We start from the raw sequence: 18810 nt of genomic DNA, 5'->3' as shown, positions 1-18810 counted from the left end.
TTCAGCCTCGGGCGCGGATCCGGGCGCGCCCGGAGTCGAGCGGTTCGAGCGACCAGGCCGCGGGAAGTCGCACGTCCCGCGCCTGGTCGACCTCCGCGTCCGCGCAGTGCGTCGCGGACGGGCCGCGTGCCAGCCGGAAGTCCAGACTCCCCGTCAACTGAGCACCGGTCAGGTAGAGGGCGCCCTCGATGACCGCGTCGTGCAACGACACGCGTCCGCCCAGCTCGGCATTGGCGAAACTGACCTCACGGTGGAAACAGGCCCGCTCCAGATCGAGGTCGTGCTCGGAACGCAGGCCGGCGAACACCACCGGCTCGGAGAACTCCGCTGCGCTCAGGTACATCCCGCCGCCCGGGCGAAGATGGGTGAAATAGGCGCGCTTGCGGAACTGGGTGCCGATGAACTGGGCGACGTGCAGCAGCTCCGCGTTCTCCAGCAGTACCTGCCCCACCACGCGCTCGGACAGGTTGAGCCGCGTCACCCGCGCGCCCGTCAGATCCAGGTCGTAGACCGGCGCGTCCGGCGTGGAGACGTGCGGGAGCAGCTGTCTGATCAGCCGCTTGGCCGTCAGACGCACCTGCTGTTCGCGGCTCGCTTCGGCCTCGTCGGTGTCGTCGCCGTAGTCGGGGTGGGCGAAGGGGCGCCGGAGGTAGGAGCAGAGCACGTCGAGGACCGTCTGGGTGTACTCGGGGTTGCTGCGCGCCAGGCCGGCCAGTGCGTGCAGCGCGCCGACCCGGACCTGGTCGGCGTCGTGGCCCAGGAGTTCCACCGACTTGGCGAAGCGTTCGTCCGTGACGCGCTCGCGGTCGCGTTCGGCGCGGAGCAGCTCCAGCTCGTGCCGCTCCTGTTCGGTGCGCTGACGGCTCTCCTCCACGCGGCGGCGCCGGTCGTTGAGCCACAGCGCGTACAGCGCGATCACCGCGCCGCTGGCCAGGCCGCCGGTGCGCAGCGCGTCCGCCCGGCTGGTCGCGGGGTCGGTCAGCAGCCAGGCGCTCACGGCGATCAGCAAGCCCACCGCGACCACGATGGTGACGAACAGCGGCCCCCGGCGATCGGACATGCCGGGAACCTTAGATCAAACTCTTCTGCAGCAGCAGCGTGTCCAGCCAGCGATCGTGCTTGTAGCCGACGTTGCGGAGCACCCCGACATCGGCGAAGCCGCGGCGGCGGTGGAGCGCGGGCGAGGCCGGGTTGCGCTCCGGGTCCGCGATCACCGCGATGACCTCGCGGATCCCGGTCTCCCGGCAGCGGGACAGCAGCGCGTCCAGCAGCACGCCGCCCACGCCCCGGCCGGTCGACCACGGCGCGAGGTAGATCGAGTTCTCCGCGGTGCGGCGGTAGGCCGGGCGCGTCTTCCACGGCGAGCAGTACGCGTAGCCGGCGACGCGGCCGTCCACCTCGGCCACCAGGAACGGCAGGCCCGCGTCCACGATCGCCGTGAAGCGACGGGTCCATTCGGCCAGGTCGGGCGGCTCCAGCTCGAACGTCGCGGTGCTGGTGCGCACGTACCCGTCGTAGATCGCGGCGATCGCCGGGAGGTCGGCCACCGTAGCCGGTTTCACTATAGGAGAATCAACCACTACTATAGGATACATGGATCTCGGGGCGCTGGGCCGGCGCGTTCAGGCCGCTCGAACCGACCGCGGCATGACCCTGCAGGCGCTCGCGGAGCGGTCGGGGGTCAGCGTGAGCATGTTGTCCGCCGTCGAACGCGGCTCGAAGGCGCCGACGGTCGTCGTGCTGGACCGGATCGCCGACGGGCTCGGGCTGCCGCTGGCGGACCTGCTCACCGAGCCGGTGCGGATGGTGGTGCGCCGGGCCGCGGACCAGGACGTGGTCGACGAGCCGGGCGGGTGGCGGCGGACCATCCTCACGCCCGTCGTGCCCGGGGTGAACTTCGAGTGGATCCGCTCGACGCTACCGCCGGACTGCGAGGCCGGCACCTACCCGCCCTACGCGGCGGGCTCGCACGAGTTCATCTTCGTGCAGGAGGGCGTCCTCACCCTGACGATCGACGAGGAAACCCTGGAACTGGAAGAGGGTGACAGCCTCTACCTCCCGGCGGATGTCACCCTCTCCTACGCCAACCGCGCCGCGACGCCCTGCACCTACTACGTCGCGGCGCTGATCATGCGGCCCAGGCGCCCCGGCCTGGGCCGCCGATCCGGTTAGAACACGCCGAACACCGAGACGCAGAAGCCCTCGCCGTCGAAGTTCTCCGCGAAGAACAGGCCGGTGACCTGCTCGCCCTGCTGGGTGCCGGTGAGGTCGCCCGACACCATCGTGTCCGTGGCGCTGTCGTAGGTCGGCGTCACGTTGGCGCGCTTCTCGGCGGCCTCCCGCGCGTCGTCCTTGTTGTCCTGCGTCGCGTCGGAGCAGACCAGCGAGCTCACGCCGGCGACGTCGCCCGCGGCCATCTTCGCCAGGAAGTCCTCGACCATCGCCTTGCCGTTGCTGCCGCCGGTGCCGCCGGTGGAGGACGAGCTGGACGACGTCGACGTGCGGGTGCTCGTCGAGCGTGAGGTGGACGTGCGGGTCGAGGTGCCGCTGCCGGACGCCCGGGTCTCCAGGTCCTTCCAGCACCACTTGCCGTTCTGCTTGGCCAGCGTGCCGGTGCCGGTGCCCTCCTCGCCGCCGGCCCTGGCGGTGAAGTCGACCGTCGCGGTGTCGCCGTTCTCCTTGACCTGCCCGATCGTGATGCTGTCGACGTCGTTGACGTCCTCGATCGCCGAGGTCACCGAACGGTCGGCGTCCGCGCATTTCAGCGCGTTGAGCGCGTTCTTGTCGTGGTTCTTGATCCCGTCGATCACCTGCTGGGCGACCGCCTGGGGCCCCTCCTCCTTGTCACCGAGGAAGAAGCCCGGCACCCAGAACCCGGTGATGCCCAGCGCCGCGAGCACGACGACCAGACCGACCGACAGACCGATCCACAGGCCCTTCTTGCTGCCGCCACCCCCGGGCGGCGGCGCGCCGTAGCCGAACTGCGCCGTCTGCGGGTAGTTCGGGTCGTAACCCGGGTACTGCTGACCGTAGCCCGGCTGCTGCTGCCCATACCCGGGCTGCTGGCCGTACTCGGGCTGGCCGTAGGGCTGCTGGCCCGGGTACTGCTGGCCGTACTGCCCACCCTGCTGCGGAAAACCCCCGGACTGGGGGCCGCCCGGCTGCTGGCCGTACGGATCTGGTTGCTGGCCGTAATCCGGCTGTCCCGGCTGCGGTGGGTAGGTCATCGACGTCGCCCTTCCTGGATCGCTACGCCCTGCTCGGACGTATCGGCGCCGAACCTGGTTCCCCCACGCCCGGACATCGCACTGATCACGGGCATTGTGCCTGGCGACCCCGACAAAAGCGAAGGAGACTCCCACCACGGACGGGCGGGAGTCCCTCCTCCGCTCAGCCCTTCGAGGTCGCCAGCACCTGCAGCCGGTCGTAGGCCCCGTTGAAGGTGTTCTGGTCGATCGGGCTCGACGAGTACTGCCAGAACGTGTAGAAGCTCCAGTTGAACGGCAGCGTTCCCGCACTCGCGGCGTAGCGCGCGATCCACAGCGGGTTCGTCGCCGCGAACGACCCGTCGACGCACTGGCTCCACCAGTTCGTGCTCGTGTAGATCACCGGGTACCGCCCGGTGCGGGCGTGGTAGGTGTCACTGAAGTCCTTGATCCACGCGGTCATCGCGCTCTTCGACAACCCGTAACAGGTGGAGCCGTACGGGTTGTACTCCATGTCGAGCGCACCCGGCAGCGTCTTGCCGTCCGCCGACCAGCCCCCGCCGTGGTCGACGAAGTAGTTCGCCTGCGCGGCGCCGGAGGCGGTGTCCGGGGTGGCGAAGTGGTAGGCGCCGCGGATCATGCCGATGTTGTAGGAGCCGTTGTACTGCTGCGCGAAGTACGGGTTGGTGTAGTAGGTGCCCTCGGTCGCCTTGACGTAGGCGAAGCGCTTGCCCTGGCCCCAGTAGTTCGCCCAGTCGACGTTGCCCTGGTGGCCGCTGACGTCGATGCCCTCGACCGACGCCGCCGCGTTGACGTCCCCGGCGGCGATGGCCTGCGTCTGCGCCGTCGAGTGGTCGCCCTCGACCCGCGCGATCTGCGAACCCATCGGGTGATCGTAACGAGCGACGTAGTCGTCGACCGACGTTCCGCCGACGGTGGCCGCGCCGGCCGGCGCCAGTGCGCCGAGCACGAGCACGGCGACCGACGCGGCGGTGGCGGACGTGGCGAACCGCCACCATCTCTTGCGTGGAGCAGACATGACCGGAGTCCCTTCCATTGCCCTCGCGGAGGACGGTCTGGTTTGCAGGGAGACCGTCCAGGCCGTGATTCTTGATGACGACCTGCGGCTTTGTCACCGAATCCCGTGAATTTCCGATGACAGGTGGGTGATTTGCGCATGTCGCTCGCGACGGACCGACTTTCGTAGTAACTCGACCGGATTACTACGTCAGTTGTTCGAGGCGAACCCCTTGACCTGCTCCAACGGCCCGTTGAACAGGTTCTGGTCGCCGGGCAGCACGCCCGAGTCGGCGAACTGCCAGATGAACTGGCGCGACCACCCGGCGGGCAGTGGGCCCACGGTCGGCTGGTAGCGGGCTATCCACAGAGGATTGTTCTGGGCGAACCCGGCGTTGTTCCCGGTGCACTTGTTCCACCAGTTCGTCGAGGTGTAGATGACCGGGAACCGGCCCGTGCGCTCGCGGTAGGTGTTGGAGAAGTCCCGGATCCACTCGCCCATCCGCACCGGGTCGAGGCCGTAGCAGGCCTCGCCGTACGGGTTGTACTCCACGTCGAGCGCGCCGGGCAGGGTCCGCCCGTCCGGCGACCAGCCGCCCCCGTGGGCGAGGAAGTACTCGGCCTGCTGCCGCCCGCCGGAGACGTCCGGGCGCGCGAAGTGGTAGGCGCCGCGGATCATCCCGATCTGGTAGGAACCGTTGTACTGCTGGGCGAAACGCTTGTTGATGAACCCGGTGCCCTCGGTGGCCTTGACGTAGACGAACCGGCCGCCCGCCCCCCAGGCGCCCGGCCAGTTCACGTCCCCCTGGTGCCCGCTCACGTCGTGCCCCAGCGCACCGGCGTCCGCGGTGAACCGGGGCGGATCGCCGGTGCCCTCGACGGCGGCGATCTGCGACCCGGCGAAAGTGCTTTCCGCCTTCGAGTAGTCCGGTGTGGACGCGGCGGACGACGCCGCGCCGCACACGGCCGTCGTCCCCAGTGCCACGGACACGAGCAGCGTGCCCAGGCGCAGCTTCGAACTCCACAATTGCACGGCGACTCCCATCCTCCGATGGTCGTCACCATGCCTCGATGGAGCGCTTTTTGCGAGTCGGCTTACCTCGAAAGCGTGATGTAACTGGCTTAACCGAGCGGAATGTTTAGTCTTTTTGCTCCTGCTCGAGCGCCGCCACGAGGTGCTCGGCCGGCACCACCGCGGTCACCACGTCGTGCGGGTTGATCGCCACCGCGTGGCCCGCGAGCAGCGGCACCATGTCGCGGCCGAGCACGGCGCGCGCGTGCGGCCACTCCGGCGGCACCAGCGACTTCGACGTGTAGGCCGGCACCAGGACGCGGCCGTCGGTGTTGTGGAACCCGATGACCGTGCGCTGCATCGGGGCGAGCGCGTAGACGAACAGGGTGGCGTCCAGGATCACCGGCGGCAGGTCGCTGGCCGGACGGTGGTTGGTCCGGACCAGCTGGAGCAGCCGCTCCAGGTCGTTGCGCGGCTCCGGGAACCCGAGCGCCTTGGGCGAGGGCCGGTAACGGTCGTTGGGGTGGAAGTCCTCCACGATGTCGCCGCTGCCGTTGACCGGGTAGGCGCCGACCACCGCCCACGACGGCACCGGCCCGTTGGGGTCGAACGCCTCGTCGATCACGTAGAGCCAGCTGTTCGGGTTGGCCCTGGCGTTGGCGCGCATCTCCTCGGTGATCTTGGGCTTGCCCGGCTTGTGCTCGGGCTGAGGATTGGGTAGAAGCCGATCCGCTTCGTCCCGCTGCGCCATGTGCGAACCCCGTGTTTCCGCGTCGCCGTGCTCACGTCTGCTGCTGTGCACTCTACTGTTTGACCATGCCCGCACCGCGTCCGGTTGACCCCGTGGAGTTGAGAGCCGCGCTGCAGGCCGTTTCGGCTTGGTTGAGCGGAGAAGCCGACCAGCCGGCCCGGCCCGAGCTCGCCGCGGCCGTCCGGCTGAGCCTGCGCACGCTGGCGCAGGACGCCCCCGGCCGGAGTGTCGAGGTGCGGGTGCCGCCGTTCGCGGCCGTGCAGTGCGTGGAGGGGCTCCGGCACACCCGCGGCACCCCGCCGAACGTCGTGGAGACCGACCCGCGGACGTGGCTGGAGCTGGCCACCGGCCGTCTGGAGTGGACGGACGCCGTGCGGGAGGGCCGGGTCACCGCGTCCGGGACCCGGGCCGACCTCTCGCACTGGCTGCCGATCGTCCGCCTCTAGGGTTTGCGGCCGACACCGGCCGCGATGCACTGGCGGACGAGGTTGAGGGGCTGGAGCCGCGGGCCGTCCGGCCACCAGTCGTCGCACAGGACCAGGCCCGGCTCGACCATCTCCAGGCCCGGGAACAGCGCCTGGATCTCCTCCCTGGAGCGGAACCGGCCACTGCCCATCGGGCTGTGGATGAACTTCTCCTCCATCTTGGCGGCCAGCTCGGCGTGCTCCGGCGTGCCCGGGTTGTAGAAGTGCGCGATGGACACGTACGAGCCGGACGCGAGCGCGTCGATGTAGGTGGCCATCTTCGCACCGCCGTCGTCGCCCAGGTAGTGGTGCCAGGTGCCGACCTGCAGCAGCGCGATGGGCCGCGAGAAGTCGAGGAAGTCGCGGATCTCCGGGTGCTCGAGGATCTGCTCGGGCTGGAAGATGTCCGCCGCGACGAAGTGGGTGTTCTCGTTCTCCTCGAGCAGCGCCCGGCCGTGCGCGAGCACCACCGGGTCGTTGTCGACGTAGAGCACCTTGGCCTCGGGGTTGACCCGCTGCACGACCTGGTGGGTGTTCTCCGCCGTGGGCAGGCCGGAGCCGAGGTCGAGGAACTGGTCGATGCCGGCCTGCATGGCCAGGAAGCGGCAGGAGCGGATCAGGAAGTCGCGGTTGGCCCAGGCGAGGTCGTTCACCTGGGGCGCCACGGTGCGGACCTGCGCCAGCACCTGGCGGTCGATCTCGTAGTTGTCCTTGCCGTTGAGCGCGGCGTCGTACACGCGCGCGATGCTCGCCCTGGTCGGGTCCACACCTACGGGGACTGCACTCGGATAGGGAGCGGTGGCACCGGACATCGCGGTCTCCCGGGCATATCGAATACGAATGAAATTGTCGGACCCCCGTAGGGTAGGGGGCGTGCCGCGCCCCGTAAATCCACACCGCACTTGACTGCGGCACACCGCGCTGTAAGTTGGATGGCTGGTGATTTCTGCGAGGAAGGGTCTTTGATGGCTCCCATCGACCTCCCCGGCTCCGAACAGCCCACCGGCCCGACGGCTCGCCGGATGATCCTCGGTACCCAGCTCCGCCGCCTGCGCGAGAAGGCGGGCATCACGCGCGCCAAGGCGGCGTGGGAGATCCGCGCGTCCGAGTCGAAGATCAGCCGCATGGAGCTGGGCCGCGTCGGCTTCAAGGAACGCGACGTCACCGACCTGCTGACCATGTACGGCGTCCACGACCCGACGGAGCGCGAGTGGGCCGTCAAGATGGTCAAGGAGTCCAACCAGCCCGGCTGGTGGCACCCCTACAACGACCTCGTCCCCAGCTGGTTCGACAACTACATCGGCCTGGAGGAGGCGGCGTCCCGGATCCGCACCTACGAGCTGATGTTCGTGCCCGGCCTGCTGCAGACCGAGCGCTACGCGCGAGCGGTGATCAGCCACGGCGACCCGGACAGCCGGGACGAGGGCGTCGAGCGCAAGGTGGGCCTGCGGATGCGGCGCCAGAAGCTGCTCAACGGGCCGAAGCCGCCGCGGCTGTGGGCGGTCATCGACGAGGCCGTGCTGGAGCGCCCGTTCGGCGGCGCCGGCGTGCTCAAGGAGCAGATCAGCCACCTGCTGGAGCTGATCGAGATGCCGCACATCACGATCCAGGTGATCCCGTTCGACATGAGCGGGTTCGCCGCGGAAAGCGCATTCTCGCTGCTGCAGTTCGCCGAGCCGGACCTGCCGAACATCGCCTACGTGGAGCACCTCAACGGCGCGCAGTACCTGGAGAAGCCGGAGGACCTGGAGGTATACGGCCGCGCGTTCGATCGCCTGGCCGTGGACGCGGAAACACCCGATCGGACGCGTCAGATGCTGGTGAAGAAGCGCGAAGAGCTCTAGGCGAAATGAGTGACGAGGAGTAGTCGGAACAAGGCCAACAAGGCCGGTTCTTGTCACCCGATCGAATTACTCGCCCCGCGCCATTCCTCACCCTCCGATCTGGGATTAGTCTCAGCCGTGCACGTGCATTTACGCGTGCAGTCACCGGTGGTAGCTTGATCGCCACAAGGCCAGTGCACGTGCATTTGCACCGCGCAGATGCACTGACCCGGAAGGTTGGGGAAGTATGGCTGAGCACTTCGTGAACGGCATGCCCGCCGGCGCCCTCGCTGGCGCTTCCTGGCGCAAGAGCGCGCGCAGCGGCGCCAACGGCAATTGCGTCGAGTTCGCCCAGCTGCCCACGGGCCAGTACGCGGTCAGAAACTCCCGCTTCCCCGAAGGGCCCGCGCTCATCTACACCCGCGCCGAACTGGCCGCGTTCGTCGCGGGGGCGAAGGACGGCGAGTTCGACGATGTCCTCAACTGACGCCGCCAAGACCGTCGACGACCGGCTCCAGGACCTCATCTCCCGCGGCTACCAGTTCGTGCACCCGCGCGACGCGAAGGGCGCTGTGATCGCGGTGGTCGGCGTCCGCGCCCACGACGCGGTGATCGACGTCGTCCGGCTCAACGCCGAGGACGACGTGGTCGCCACGCGGATGCCCGGCGACGAGGAGGACATCCTCGAGCCCAAGACCGTGCTGTGGCGAACCACCGGCGAGGCCGCGCCGGTCCTGGACCAGCTCCTCGCGCTGCCGGACGCCACCGCGGCCCCGGAGCGCGGGACGCCCGCCCGCGGCGGCTGCTGGGTCCCGACCGGCAGCGGCCGCGCCACGTGGCTCGCCGCGAGCTGACCGAGCCGCTCCCACGAGGGGGAGTCGGCGCCCCGTGGTCAGTGGCCAGCGCCACTGACCACGGGGCGTCACTTCGATCGTCCACGACCTACACTTGAGTAGGCCTGCCCTCGTCTCCAGGGAGCACTTTCGTGGTTTCCCACCACACCGACGACCAGCCCGAACGCGAGCCGCGAGAAGAGTGCGGCGTCTTCGGCGTCTGGGCCCCCGGTGAAGAAGTCGCCAAGATGGCCTACTACGGCCTGTACGCGCTCCAGCACCGAGGGCAAGAAGCCGCCGGCATCTCCGTCTCGGACGGCAAGCAGATCGTGGTCTTCAAGGACCTCGGCCTGGTCAGCCAGGTGTTCGACGAGCAGGTGCTCTCCTCGCTGCAGGGGCACATCGCGGTCGGGCACTGCCGGTACTCCACCACCGGGTCCTCGACCTGGGAGAACGCCCAGCCGATGTTCCGCCACACGGCGACCGGCAGCGGCATCTCCTTCGCCCACAACGGCAACCTGGTCAACACCGCCGAGCTGCGGGACCGCACCCGCGCCGCGGGCCTCAAGCCGCACCGCGAGCTGACCGGCTCCTCCAGCGACTCCGACCTGGTCGTCGGGCTGCTCGCGGAGGCCGCCGCGGACCGGGGCACCGAGGCGGCCGCACTGGAGCTGCTGCCCACCCTGCGCGGCGCGTTCTGCCTGGTCTTCGCCGACGAGTCCACCCTCTACGCGGCCCGCGACCCGCACGGCGTGCGCCCGCTGGTGCTCGGCAGACTGGAGCGCGGCTGGGTGGTCGCGAGCGAGACCGCGGCGCTGGACATCGTGGGCGCGTCGTTCGTCCGCGAGGTCGAGCCCGGCGAGCTGATCGCCATCGACGCCGAGGGCCTGCGGTCCTCGCGCTTCGCCAGCCCGGAGCCCAAGGGCTGCGTCTTCGAGTACGTCTACCTGGCCCGGCCGGACACCTCCATCGCCGGCCGCAGCGTGCACGCCACCCGCGTGGAGATCGGCAAGCGGCTGGCCGCCGAGCAGCCGGCCGAGGCGGACCTGGTCATCCCGGTGCCGGAGTCCGGCACGCCCGCCGCGATCGGCTACGCCCAGGCGTCCGGCATCCCGTACGGGCAGGGTCTGGTCAAGAACGGCTACGTCGGCCGCACCTTCATCCAGCCCTCGCAGACCATCCGGCAGCTGGGCATCCGGCTCAAGCTGAACCCGCTGCGCGACGTGATCCGCGGGAAGCGGCTGGTCGTGGTGGACGACTCGATCGTCCGCGGCAACACCCAGCGCGCCCTGGTGCGGATGCTGCGCGAGGCCGGCGCGGTCGAGGTGCACGTCCGGATCGCGTCGCCGCCGGTGCGCTGGCCGTGCTTCTACGGCATCGACTTCGCCTCGCGCGCCGAGCTGGTGGCCAACGGGGCCGACCTGGAGGGCATCCGCCGCCTGATCGGCGCCGACTCGCTCGGCTACGTGTCGCTGGACAGCCTGGTCGCCGCGTCCGAGCAGCCGAAGACGCGGCTGTGCACGGCCTGCTTCGACGGCCAGTACCCGATCGAGCTACCCGACGACGCCCTCATCGGCAAGTACGTGCTGGAAGGGCTGGACCCGGCGGATGCCCGGACCGTCACCCAGGCCGGGTACGGTGCTGAGGATGCCGTCCGGCGTCCGTGAGTTCAGTCGAGTTCAGGAGTCCGCTTGCCGTGAGCGAGTCCACGAGCGCCACCTATGCCGCAGCCGGCGTCGACATCGAAGCCGGTGACCAGGCAGTCGAGCTGCTGAAGCCGCACGCCGAGCGCGCGAGCAGGCCCGAGGTGCTGGGCGGGGTCGGCGGGTTCGCCGGGTTGTTCTCGCTCAAGCTCGACCGGTGGAAGGAGCCGGTGCTCGCTTCTTCGACCGACGGGGTGGGCACGAAGATCGCGGTCGCGCAGGCGCTGGACAAGCACGACACGGTCGGCATCGATCTCGTCGCGATGGTCGTGGACGACCTGGTGGTCACCGGCGCCGAGCCGCTGTTCCTGCAGGACTACATCGCCGTCGGCCGGGTCGTGCCGGAGAAGATCGCCGCCCTGGTCGCGGGCATCGCCGAGGGCTGCGTCCAGGCGGGTTGCGCGTTGCTGGGCGGGGAGACCGCCGAGCACCCGGGCCTGATGGGCGAGCACGACTACGACATCTCGGCCACCGGGGTGGGCGTGGTCGAGGCGTCCGAGGTGCTCGGCCCGGAGCGGGTCCGCCCGGGTGACGTGGTCATCGGCATGGGCGCGTCCGGCCTGCACTCCAACGGCTACTCGCTGGCCCGGCACGTGCTGCTGGAGATCGCGCGGATGCCGCTGGAGGGGCACGTCGAGGAGTTCGGCCGCACCCTCGGTGAGGAGATGCTCGAGCCGACCCGGATCTACGCCAAGGACTGCCTGGCGCTGGCCGCCGAGGCCGACGTGCGCACGTTCGCGCACATCACCGGCGGTGGGCTGGAGGCCAACCTGGCGCGGGTCATCCCGGCCGGGCTGCGCGCCGAGCTGGAGCGCAGCACGTGGACGCCGGCGCCGGTGTTCGCGCTGATCCAGCAGCGCGGCAAGGTCGAGCGGGCCGAGATGGAGAAGACGTTCAACATGGGCGTCGGCATGGTCGCGGTGGTCGGGTCCGAGGACGTCGACCGGGCGCTGGCCGTGCTGACCGCCCGGCACGTGCCGGCGTGGGTGCTGGGCGAGATCCGCACGACCGAGGACGCCGACGCCCCGCGCGCGGTGCTGGCCGGTGACCACCCCCGGTTCTGACCTGCAGGTTTCCCGGCGGCTGGTGATCCCGGCCGCCGAGCTGCGTGAACGCTTCTCGCGCTCGTCCGGGCCCGGCGGCCAGGGCGTGAACACCACGGACTCGCGGGTCGAGCTGTCCTTCGACGTGGCCCGGTCCCCGTCGATCCCGGACGACCTGCGGCCGCGGCTCCTGGAGCGGCTGCGGTCGCGCCTGGTCGACGGGGTGCTGACGATCGCGGCCAGCGAGCACCGGGCCCAGCTCGCCAACCGCGAGGCCGCGCGGGAGCGGCTGGTCGCGGTCCTGCGGTCGGCGGCCGCGCCGCCGCCACCGCCCCGGCGCCCGACCAAGCCGTCGCGCGGCGCGAAGGAGCGGCGGTTGGCCGAGAAGAAGCGCCGCGGCGACGTGAAGCGCGGCCGCGGCGGCCGCTTCGAGGACTAGGGTCCAGCTCGCCCGTCCCAGGCACGGGCACCCGGCGGCCGGCGACCGCGAGCACCCGCCGGCCCGGGCGAACTCCTCCAGCACTCAGTCCAGGCAGAACTCGTTGCCCTCGGGGTCGGCCATGATGATGTGGCCGAACGCGAGCGGCGGGCTGGGCTCGTGGCGTTCGAGCCGCTTCGCGCCGTGGGTGGTCAGCCGTTCGGCTTCCGCTTCCAGTGCCGCCATCCGCTCGTCGCCCTGGAGACCCGGCCCGGCGCGCACGTCGAGGTGCACGCGGTTCTTCGCCGTCTTGCCCTCCGGCACCTTCTGGAAGAACAGCCGCGGGCCGGTGCCGTCCGGGTCGACCACGGCGGAGGCGTCGTTGCGCCGCTCGGGTGGCACGCCCATCGCCTCGAGCGCCTGCTCCCAGGACTCGAAACCGGCGGGCGGGGCCTGCAGCTGGTAGCCGAGGGCCTCGGCCCAGAACGCGGACAGCGCCGCCGGGTCGGCGCAGTCGAAGGTGATCTGGATTTCGCGGGCCATGTCAGCTCGCCTCCTGTCGGATCCGGGTGTGCAGGTGGAGGTCGCGCAGCAGGCACACCTCGGACAAATGGTGGATCAGCTCGCGGTTGATGTGCAGGACCAGCGCGGCCATCGGCCACTCCGCGAACGGGCCCTCGGCCTCGCCGCACGGGCGCGCGAGGGCCTCTTCGCCGAGCGACTCCACGCCCTTCATCCACATCGCGTACTCGGCGTCGAGCTGGGCCAGCGCCTCGGCGGCGGTCGGCGCGTACTCGAACGACTGGTAGTCGGTGGGGGTCCGGCCGAAGTGGGCGGCGTTGCGCGTCGCGAGCACACCGACGATCACGTGCCCGAGCCGCCAGGAGATCGTCGTGATCGGGGCCGGGTCGGGCTCGGGGAACGCGAAGTCGATGGTCATCGCCCCGGAGCCACCCTGCACCGGCGCGGTGCTCGTGCCGCGCGGTCGCACGTTCCAGCTGCCCGGGGCCGGCTCCCAGAAGTACTCGTCGTCGGTGAGCCCCGCGAGGCGGTCACGCAGCTGGTGGGTCCAGTGCCAGTCGATCTGGTCTCGGAGCAGCGGGTTGAGGTTCATGGCGACAGCATGCAACGAATAGCGGACAGGTTCGTTCCGCGATCTGTGGAACCATTTCACCCATGAGCGTGGAAGCCACCATCGAGCGGGTGCTGCGGCTGCTGGCGCTGCTGCAGCGGCGGCCGTCCTGGACCGCGGCCGAACTCGCCGCCGAGCTGGGCGTCACCGACCGGTCGGTGCGCCGCGACGTGGAGCGGCTGCGCGCGGTCGGCTACCCGGTGCAGGCCACGGCGGGCGTCGGCGGTGGCTACCAGCTCGGTGCGGGCACGCGGTTGCCACCGCTGCTCCTCGACGACGAGGAGGCGATCGCGACGGCGGTCTCGCTGCGGCTGGCCTCCGGCGGCACGGTCGCCGGAGCCGGAGAAGCGGCGCTGCGGGCGCTCGCGAAGCTCGACCAGGTCATGCCGCCGCGGCTGCGTGCCGAGGTGCGGGCGGTGCACGGCGCCACCGAGACGCTGGTCGCCGGCGTCGAGATCGACGCGGAACTGCTGGTCACCCTCGCCCGGGCGTGCCGGGACGCGGTGCGCGTGCGGTTCCGGTACGCCAGCCGGGGCAGCGAGGACCGCGAACGCACCGTCGAGCCGGTGCGCATGGTCGCCACCAACCGCCGCTGGTACCTGATGGCGTGGGACCTCGACCGCGACGACTGGCGCACGTTCCGGCTGGACCGGATGCGCGAGGTGGCGGCGACGACCTGGCGCTTCCGACCGCGGGAGCACCCCGACCCGGTGGCGTACGTGCAGCGGTCGGTCTCCGCGGCGCCCTACCGCTACCTCGCCAAGGTGCGGCTACGGGCCAGCGCCGAGGAGGTGCGGGACCTGGTGCCGCCGCAGATCGGGCGGGTCGAGGAGGACCGCGACGGGTGGTGCCTGCTCGTCGCGGGCGGTGACCAGCTGGACTGGCTGGCCGTGCACGTGGCCCGGCTGGGCTACGAGGCGGAGATCCTCGAACCGCCGGAGCTGCGCGAGGCCGCGGCCCGGCTCGCCGAACGCGTCGCCGCGATGGCCACCCGAGGAGGATGACCAGCCGTCAGTGGGCGAGTGACAACGCGCTCTCCAGCAGCCGCTGGATGTGCAGGCCGCGGTGGACGTCGCACGGGTGGGACGTCGTGCCGGTGTCGATCATCGCCGCGAAGTCGTCCAGCATCGCGGTGTAGGACTGGCTCGCGCCGCCCTCCTTGCGGCCCAGCGTGCGGTACCCGTGCTCGCCGTACACGGCGAACTCGACCACCGTCGGCCGCAGCGGCAGCCGCAGCGACAAGGTCGCCGAACTGAGCGCGCCGCTCTCGTGCTCGAACACGACGTGCCACAGGTCGTGGGGCCCGCGGTGCGCCGACCGCACCCGCTCGATCGTGCCGAGCGCGGCGTCGAGCAGGTCGAAGGCGTGCGGCCCGACGTCGGCCAGGGTGCCGCCGTCCGCCTGCCGCCACGGCGAGGCCGAGTACGGACCGCCGAGCAGACCGCCCGACAGCCACCGCACGCCACCGCCGCTCCAGCTCCCGGCCGCGGCGAGACCGGCCAGCCAGTCCCGGGTCGCGGTCGCGTAGCGCAGGGTCAGCATCACCAGGCTCACCACCCCAGCGCCGGACACGGCGTCGGCCAGCCGCTCGGCGCCCGCGACGTCCGCGGCGATCGGCTTCTCCAGGATCACGTGCTTGCCGGCCTTGGCCGCCTCGACCGCCAGCTCGGCCTGCGTGGCCGGCGGCACCGCGAAGGCGACGGCGTCGACCTGGCCGAGCAGCTCGTCCAGGCTCGCGCACACCTCGGCGTCGTAGGGCTCGGCCAGCTCACGGCCGGCCTCCGCGCGGCGGGTGAACACCGCACTCAGCCGGGTCGAGGGGTGGTCGGCCAGGCCGGGCGCGTGCACGGTGCGGGCCCACGGACCCGCGCCGACCAGCCCGACGCGCAGTGGCTCGTCCACGATCAGCCGTAGGAGTAGAAGCCGCGGCCGCTCTTCTTGCCCAGCAGCCCGGCGTCGACCATGCGCAGCAGCAGCGGCGGCGGCGAGTAGAGGGGCTCCTTGAACTCCTCGTACATCGACTCCGCGATCGCCTTGATGGTGTCCAGGCCGATCAGGTCGGACAGGCGCAGCGGACCCATCGGGTGCGCGGTGCCCAGCTCCATGCCGCGGTCGATGTCCTCGGCCGAGGCGAAGCCCGACTCGATCATCCGGATCGCCGACAGCAGGTACGGCACGAGGAGCGCGTTCACGATGAACCCGGCGCGGTCCTGCGACCGGATCACCGTCTTGCCCAGCGAGCCGGTGACGTGCTCGTCCGCGCGCTTGATCGTGTCTTCCCCGGTCAGCAGCGACGGCACCAGCTCGACCAGCGGGAGCACCGGGACCGGGTTGAAGAAGTGGATGCCGATCACCTGCTGCGGACGGCTCGTCGCCATGCCCAGCTTCATGATCGGGATGGAGGAGGTGTTGGAGGCGAAGACCGCGTCCGGCCGCTCGACGATCTTGTCGAGCGAGCGGAACACCTCGACCTTGGCCTGCTCCTGCTCGATCACGGCCTCGATCACGAGGTCGCGGTCGGCGAAGGAGGCGATGTCGGTGGTGAACGTGAGCCGCCCGAGCGCCGCCTCGGCGTCGTCGGCGGTCAGCTTGCCCGCCTTCACCGCGCGCTGCAGCGACTTCTCGATGCGGGCACGTCCGGCGTCCAGCGCGGGCTGGTTCACCTCGGTGACCGTCACGTCCGCACCGGCGCGGGCGTGCACCTCCGCGATCCCGGAGCCCATCAACCCGGCTCCGACCACGCCTACTCGCTGGATGTCCGCCATCGCACCTCTCCAGTTCCGGCGCTCGACGACGCATGACACAACACACGAGGGCGGGTTCCGGTCACGACCGGACCCACCCTCGTGTGCTGGTCAGACGTCAACGACGGTAGTCGTCGTACTCGTCGGCGTACGGGTCGTACGGGTCCTCGTACTTCTCGTCCTCTTCCCGAGGATGAGAATTGGAGGACTGTCCTGACAGCTCGCGCTGAAGCGCAGCGAAATCTGTGTCGGGAGTGCTGTACTTGAGCTCTCGCGCCACCTTCGTCTGCTTGGCCTTGGCCCGGCCGCGCCCCATGGCTCGACCCCCTCGCACAGGGAACGGGGCGGCCGGGGGAATCGGCGGCCCCGCATCGTCTCGACAATTGGTTCCTGGTGACACCGTACCCTGTCCGAGGGGTCCAATGCGACGTGGCTTCGTGTGCTTGTCACGACAGTGTCGGCGATTGCGCCGGTCGGTGGTCGCGAGCGGGCGGCGACGTGCCACGATTCAACGGTGCTCCGACCGTTCGTGGCCTACCTCCGGGTGTATGAGCCCCTGTCCGCGTTCGGCGACCCTCCCCCCGCGGAGCTGCGCGAAGCCGTCGAGCGGGCCCAGCTGACCCGCGCGGCGGCCGCCGAGCGGGAGCAGCTCATGTGGTTGAAGTCACAGACCACGACGCCGGTCCGGCTGCTGCCGGGCGAGTTGCCCGGCGGGCGGGCACTGCCGAACTCCGACGTGCTGGTGCTCGATCCGGCCGACGTCCCGACCGACACCGGCGCGAAGGTCGGGCCCGGCCCGCTCGTGTGCCCGCTGGAGGTGCGGGCCCGCTCGGCCGCGGCGCTGGTGAGCTTCCTCGGCGACGCGCACCCGTCGCTGCACGCCGCGGTGATCGACTCGACCGGGGTGACCGAGGAGAAGCTGAAGGCCAGGGCCAGCTCCGCGCTCGGTGATCTGCCGCAGGCCGCCGTGCACGTCCTGTCCACCACCTGGACCGTGCCGCTGCCGTGGTTCGCGCTGGTCGACCCGAAGCACCGCAGGCTGAACCTGGGCTCGGGCCCGGACGACCCCGAGCGCGAGGTCTCCTGGCGCGTCGCGATGGGCGACGCGACCCAGCGGGTGGCCGAGGCGCGGGAGCTGGTCGAGGAGACCCTCGGCGACTCCGGCCCGGCGCGCATCCTGGCCGAGACCGCCCGGTGGCTGACGAACTTCGACCCGGCGTCGGCGGTGGAGCTGGACTACGGCGGGCTGGTGCAGCTGATCGCCGACCCGATCCTGGAGTCGGACACCAGCGCGGAGGAGGTGCACAGCATCATGGACGCCCTGCGCTCCGGCGACGTCGAGCAGATCGCCGAGCTGTTCACCGACCTGCGCGACTACTGGAGCGAGCTGGCGGCGCGGGAGCACTTCAACTGATCAGTCGGTGACCGCGCCACCGCTGGCGGACAAACCGCACGGCGGTGACGAACCAGGCGTCCGCGGAGGCCAGGTAGGACACGGCGGCGGCCACGTCGTCCGGCTTGCCGAGCCGCCCCAGCGGCAGCCGACACGGTCCATCCCGGCGTGCCGCTCGACCGGCACCAGCCGGGCGCCACGGTGTTCACGGTGATCTGCCACGCGACCAGCCCCTTGGCCGCGGCCCGGGCCAACCCGGGCGGCGCCGTCCGTTCCGACTCGGCTCCGATGTGGATGATCCGGCCCCACCGCGGCCTTCGTCCCCGGCAGCGCGGCGCTGCAACAGGACCGGGCTCTTGACGAAGAACTCCAGGTGGGCGAGGTAGTCCGGCCAGTCCGGGTCGGACACCGGGGTGTCCGGCTGCGGCCCGGTGGCGTTGCAGACGAGCGCGGCGACCGGGCCCAGCTCGCGCTCGACCGCGCCGATCAGCCGGTCGACTCCGGCGGGGTCCGTCACGTCGGCGGCGAAGGCCGCGGCGCGACCACCGGCCTCGGTGATCTCAGCGACCACCTTGCCGGCGCCGTCGTGGTCGCTGCGGTAATTCACCGCGACGGCGAACCCGTCGCTGGCCAGGCGCCGGGCCACGGCCGCGCCGAGACTGCGGGACTCGCCGGTGACCAGGGCGACGTCAGGCGTCGTCGGCGCGTTCGGCGGCCAGCAGGTCGTCCACGGAGGCCGAGCCCTTCGCGTAGCGGGCGGCGATCTCGGCGTTCAGCCGGTCGACCACGGCCTGCACCTCGCGCCGGCGCTGCGACACCGACGCCTCCTCGCCCCGGTAGTCGTCGAGGGTCGCGGCCAGCTTCTCGTCGGAGAGGGCGCCCACGTCGGTCAGGTCCGCGTTGCCCACCAGCGCCTCGGCCTGGCGGCGGTACTCGCCGGCTCGCGAGGGCTCCAGCTGCTGGTACCGCCCCGAGCCGCGGGCCGGGCGCAGCGCGTTGTCGGACAGGATCGTGGCGAGCTGGTCGACGATGCTGCCGCCGCCGGAGCGCCGCCGCTCCTGCTCGGCCCGCACGATGTCGATCCGCGCGTGCAGCAGCCGCCGCAGGTAGGAGAGATCGGTCTCCTCCTGGGCAGCCTCGTCCCGGCGCTCGCGCAGCTGCTCGAGCGACAGGCCGGCGAGACCCTGCACGTAGCCGGGGTCCAGGACACGGTCGATGCGACGGCGTCCGCCCGGCCGGACTTCGATCACCGGGACATAGTGCTCCATGCC

The 18810-nt window shown here is 71.0% G+C and carries 24 protein-coding genes; 10 read left to right on the top strand and 14 right to left on the bottom strand.

From position 1 onward, the window contains the following. Position 1: 1 nt before the first annotated feature. Together IE290_RS25870 and IE290_RS25865 are read right to left on the bottom strand one after the other, a co-directional pair. Positions 2-1060, bottom strand: coding sequence for a hypothetical protein (locus IE290_RS25870; RefSeq protein ID WP_191247268.1), 1059 nt, complete (start codon positions 1058-1060; stop codon positions 2-4). Between the two features lie 10 nt (positions 1061-1070). Further along, positions 1071-1547, bottom strand: a complete 477-nt coding sequence (locus IE290_RS25865; RefSeq protein ID WP_191247267.1) for a GNAT family N-acetyltransferase — start codon at positions 1545-1547, stop codon at positions 1071-1073. Positions 1548-1593: 46 nt separating this feature from the next. On the opposite strand from IE290_RS25865, the gene IE290_RS25860 reads away from it, so the two are divergent. Then, on the top strand, positions 1594-2172 hold the full coding sequence (locus IE290_RS25860) for a helix-turn-helix domain-containing protein (RefSeq protein ID WP_191247266.1): 579 nt from the start codon (positions 1594-1596) through the stop codon (positions 2170-2172). Here the strand turns inward: IE290_RS25860 and IE290_RS25855 are convergent. From IE290_RS25855 to IE290_RS25840, 4 genes are all read right to left on the bottom strand, one after another. Then, on the bottom strand, positions 2169-3227 hold the full coding sequence (locus tag IE290_RS25855) for a hypothetical protein (protein ID WP_191247265.1): 1059 nt from the start codon (positions 3225-3227) through the stop codon (positions 2169-2171). The genes IE290_RS25860 and IE290_RS25855 overlap by 4 nt on opposite strands. 163 nt (positions 3228-3390) lie before the next feature. Beyond that, positions 3391-4245 (bottom strand): lysozyme, encoded by an 855-nt coding sequence (locus IE290_RS25850; RefSeq protein ID WP_191247264.1) that lies wholly within the window; start codon positions 4243-4245, stop codon positions 3391-3393. 189 nt (positions 4246-4434) lie between these two features. Continuing rightward, entirely contained in the window at positions 4435-5268 is an 834-nt protein-coding gene (locus tag IE290_RS25845) for a lysozyme (RefSeq protein ID WP_229874703.1), read from the bottom strand. Between the two features lie 94 nt (positions 5269-5362). Next, positions 5363-5986 (bottom strand): type VII secretion system-associated protein, encoded by a 624-nt coding sequence (locus tag IE290_RS25840; RefSeq protein WP_191247263.1) that lies wholly within the window; start codon positions 5984-5986, stop codon positions 5363-5365. A gap of 65 nt (positions 5987-6051) precedes the next feature. Between IE290_RS25840 and IE290_RS25835 the strand changes: the two genes are divergently transcribed. Beyond that, the gene (locus tag IE290_RS25835; protein ID WP_191247262.1) at positions 6052-6432 is read left to right on the top strand and encodes a sterol carrier family protein; all 381 of its coding nucleotides are present in this window, start codon (positions 6052-6054) and stop codon (positions 6430-6432) included. Here IE290_RS25835 and IE290_RS25830 read toward each other — a convergent pair. Beyond that, positions 6429-7262: an SAM-dependent methyltransferase gene (locus IE290_RS25830; RefSeq protein ID WP_191247261.1), complete on the bottom strand. Its 834-nt coding sequence runs from the start codon at positions 7260-7262 to the stop codon at positions 6429-6431. The genes IE290_RS25835 and IE290_RS25830 overlap by 4 nt on opposite strands. 153 nt (positions 7263-7415) lie before the next feature. Between IE290_RS25830 and IE290_RS25825 the strand changes: the two genes are divergently transcribed. From IE290_RS25825 to arfB, 6 genes are all read left to right on the top strand, one after another. Continuing rightward, on the top strand, positions 7416-8294 hold the full coding sequence (locus IE290_RS25825; protein WP_191247260.1) for a Sco1979 family transcriptional regulator: 879 nt from the start codon (positions 7416-7418) through the stop codon (positions 8292-8294). A 226-nt stretch (positions 8295-8520) separates the two neighbouring features. Beyond that, the gene (locus tag IE290_RS25820) at positions 8521-8760 is read left to right on the top strand and encodes a DUF397 domain-containing protein (protein ID WP_191247259.1); all 240 of its coding nucleotides are present in this window, start codon (positions 8521-8523) and stop codon (positions 8758-8760) included. Further along, the gene (locus tag IE290_RS25815) at positions 8747-9127 is read left to right on the top strand and encodes a hypothetical protein (RefSeq protein WP_191247258.1); all 381 of its coding nucleotides are present in this window, start codon (positions 8747-8749) and stop codon (positions 9125-9127) included. Before IE290_RS25820 ends, IE290_RS25815 begins: the two co-directional genes overlap by 14 nt. Before the next feature lie 131 nt (positions 9128-9258). Continuing rightward, positions 9259-10773 (top strand): amidophosphoribosyltransferase, encoded by a 1515-nt coding sequence (gene purF, locus IE290_RS25810; RefSeq protein WP_191247257.1) that lies wholly within the window; start codon positions 9259-9261, stop codon positions 10771-10773. Positions 10774-10802: 29 nt separating this feature from the next. Next, positions 10803-11873, top strand: coding sequence for a phosphoribosylformylglycinamidine cyclo-ligase (purM, locus tag IE290_RS25805; protein ID WP_191247256.1), 1071 nt, complete (start codon positions 10803-10805; stop codon positions 11871-11873). Next, positions 11854-12291: an alternative ribosome rescue aminoacyl-tRNA hydrolase ArfB gene (gene arfB, locus IE290_RS25800; RefSeq protein ID WP_191247255.1), complete on the top strand. Its 438-nt coding sequence runs from the start codon at positions 11854-11856 to the stop codon at positions 12289-12291. The genes purM and arfB overlap by 20 nt, the downstream gene beginning before the upstream one ends. Before the next feature lie 84 nt (positions 12292-12375). On the opposite strand, the gene IE290_RS25795 is transcribed toward arfB, so the two are convergent. After that, positions 12376-12813, bottom strand: coding sequence for a VOC family protein (locus IE290_RS25795; RefSeq protein ID WP_191247254.1), 438 nt, complete (start codon positions 12811-12813; stop codon positions 12376-12378). Between the two features lies 1 nt (position 12814). Beyond that, positions 12815-13384, bottom strand: a complete 570-nt coding sequence (locus tag IE290_RS25790; protein ID WP_191247253.1) for a DinB family protein — start codon at positions 13382-13384, stop codon at positions 12815-12817. 62 nt (positions 13385-13446) lie between these two features. Here IE290_RS25790 and IE290_RS25785 point away from each other — a divergent pair, with 62 nt between their 5' ends. Then, complete coding sequence (locus tag IE290_RS25785) at positions 13447-14406, top strand: helix-turn-helix transcriptional regulator (RefSeq protein WP_191247252.1); 960 nt, start codon at positions 13447-13449, stop codon at positions 14404-14406. 7 nt (positions 14407-14413) lie between these two features. Here the strand turns inward: IE290_RS25785 and IE290_RS25780 are convergent, their stop codons facing one another. The 3 genes from IE290_RS25780 to IE290_RS25770 all read right to left on the bottom strand — a co-directional run bounded on the left by IE290_RS25780 (position 14414) and on the right by IE290_RS25770 (position 16462). Continuing rightward, a complete protein-coding gene (locus tag IE290_RS25780) occupies positions 14414-15304 on the bottom strand; it encodes a Gfo/Idh/MocA family protein (RefSeq protein WP_191247251.1) in 891 nt (296 codons plus the stop codon). Positions 15305-15306: 2 nt separating this feature from the next. After that, the gene (locus tag IE290_RS25775) at positions 15307-16167 is read right to left on the bottom strand and encodes a 3-hydroxybutyryl-CoA dehydrogenase (RefSeq protein ID WP_191247250.1); all 861 of its coding nucleotides are present in this window, start codon (positions 16165-16167) and stop codon (positions 15307-15309) included. Positions 16168-16264: 97 nt separating this feature from the next. Beyond that, positions 16265-16462: a DUF3073 domain-containing protein gene (locus tag IE290_RS25770; RefSeq protein ID WP_017985773.1), complete on the bottom strand. Its 198-nt coding sequence runs from the start codon at positions 16460-16462 to the stop codon at positions 16265-16267. Positions 16463-16660: 198 nt separating this feature from the next. Here IE290_RS25770 and IE290_RS25765 point away from each other — a divergent pair, with 198 nt between their 5' ends. Then, positions 16661-17560 (top strand): DUF8083 family protein, encoded by a 900-nt coding sequence (locus tag IE290_RS25765; protein WP_191247249.1) that lies wholly within the window; start codon positions 16661-16663, stop codon positions 17558-17560. 184 nt (positions 17561-17744) lie between these two features. Here IE290_RS25765 and IE290_RS25760 read toward each other — a convergent pair whose 3' ends face one another. After that, positions 17745-18221: an SDR family NAD(P)-dependent oxidoreductase gene (locus IE290_RS25760; RefSeq protein ID WP_268246400.1), complete on the bottom strand. Its 477-nt coding sequence runs from the start codon at positions 18219-18221 to the stop codon at positions 17745-17747. 7 nt (positions 18222-18228) lie between these two features. Then, positions 18229-18789: an RsiG family protein gene (locus IE290_RS25755; RefSeq protein WP_191247248.1), complete on the bottom strand. Its 561-nt coding sequence runs from the start codon at positions 18787-18789 to the stop codon at positions 18229-18231. Positions 18790-18810 lie beyond the last annotated feature (21 nt).

Source organism: Amycolatopsis deserti (assembly GCF_014653945.1).
Taxonomy (GTDB): Bacteria; Actinomycetota; Actinomycetes; order Mycobacteriales; family Pseudonocardiaceae; genus Amycolatopsis_E; species Amycolatopsis_E deserti.
Note: the sequence above shows the minus strand (reverse complement) of the source record. Positions and strands in the feature narration are given on the sequence as shown.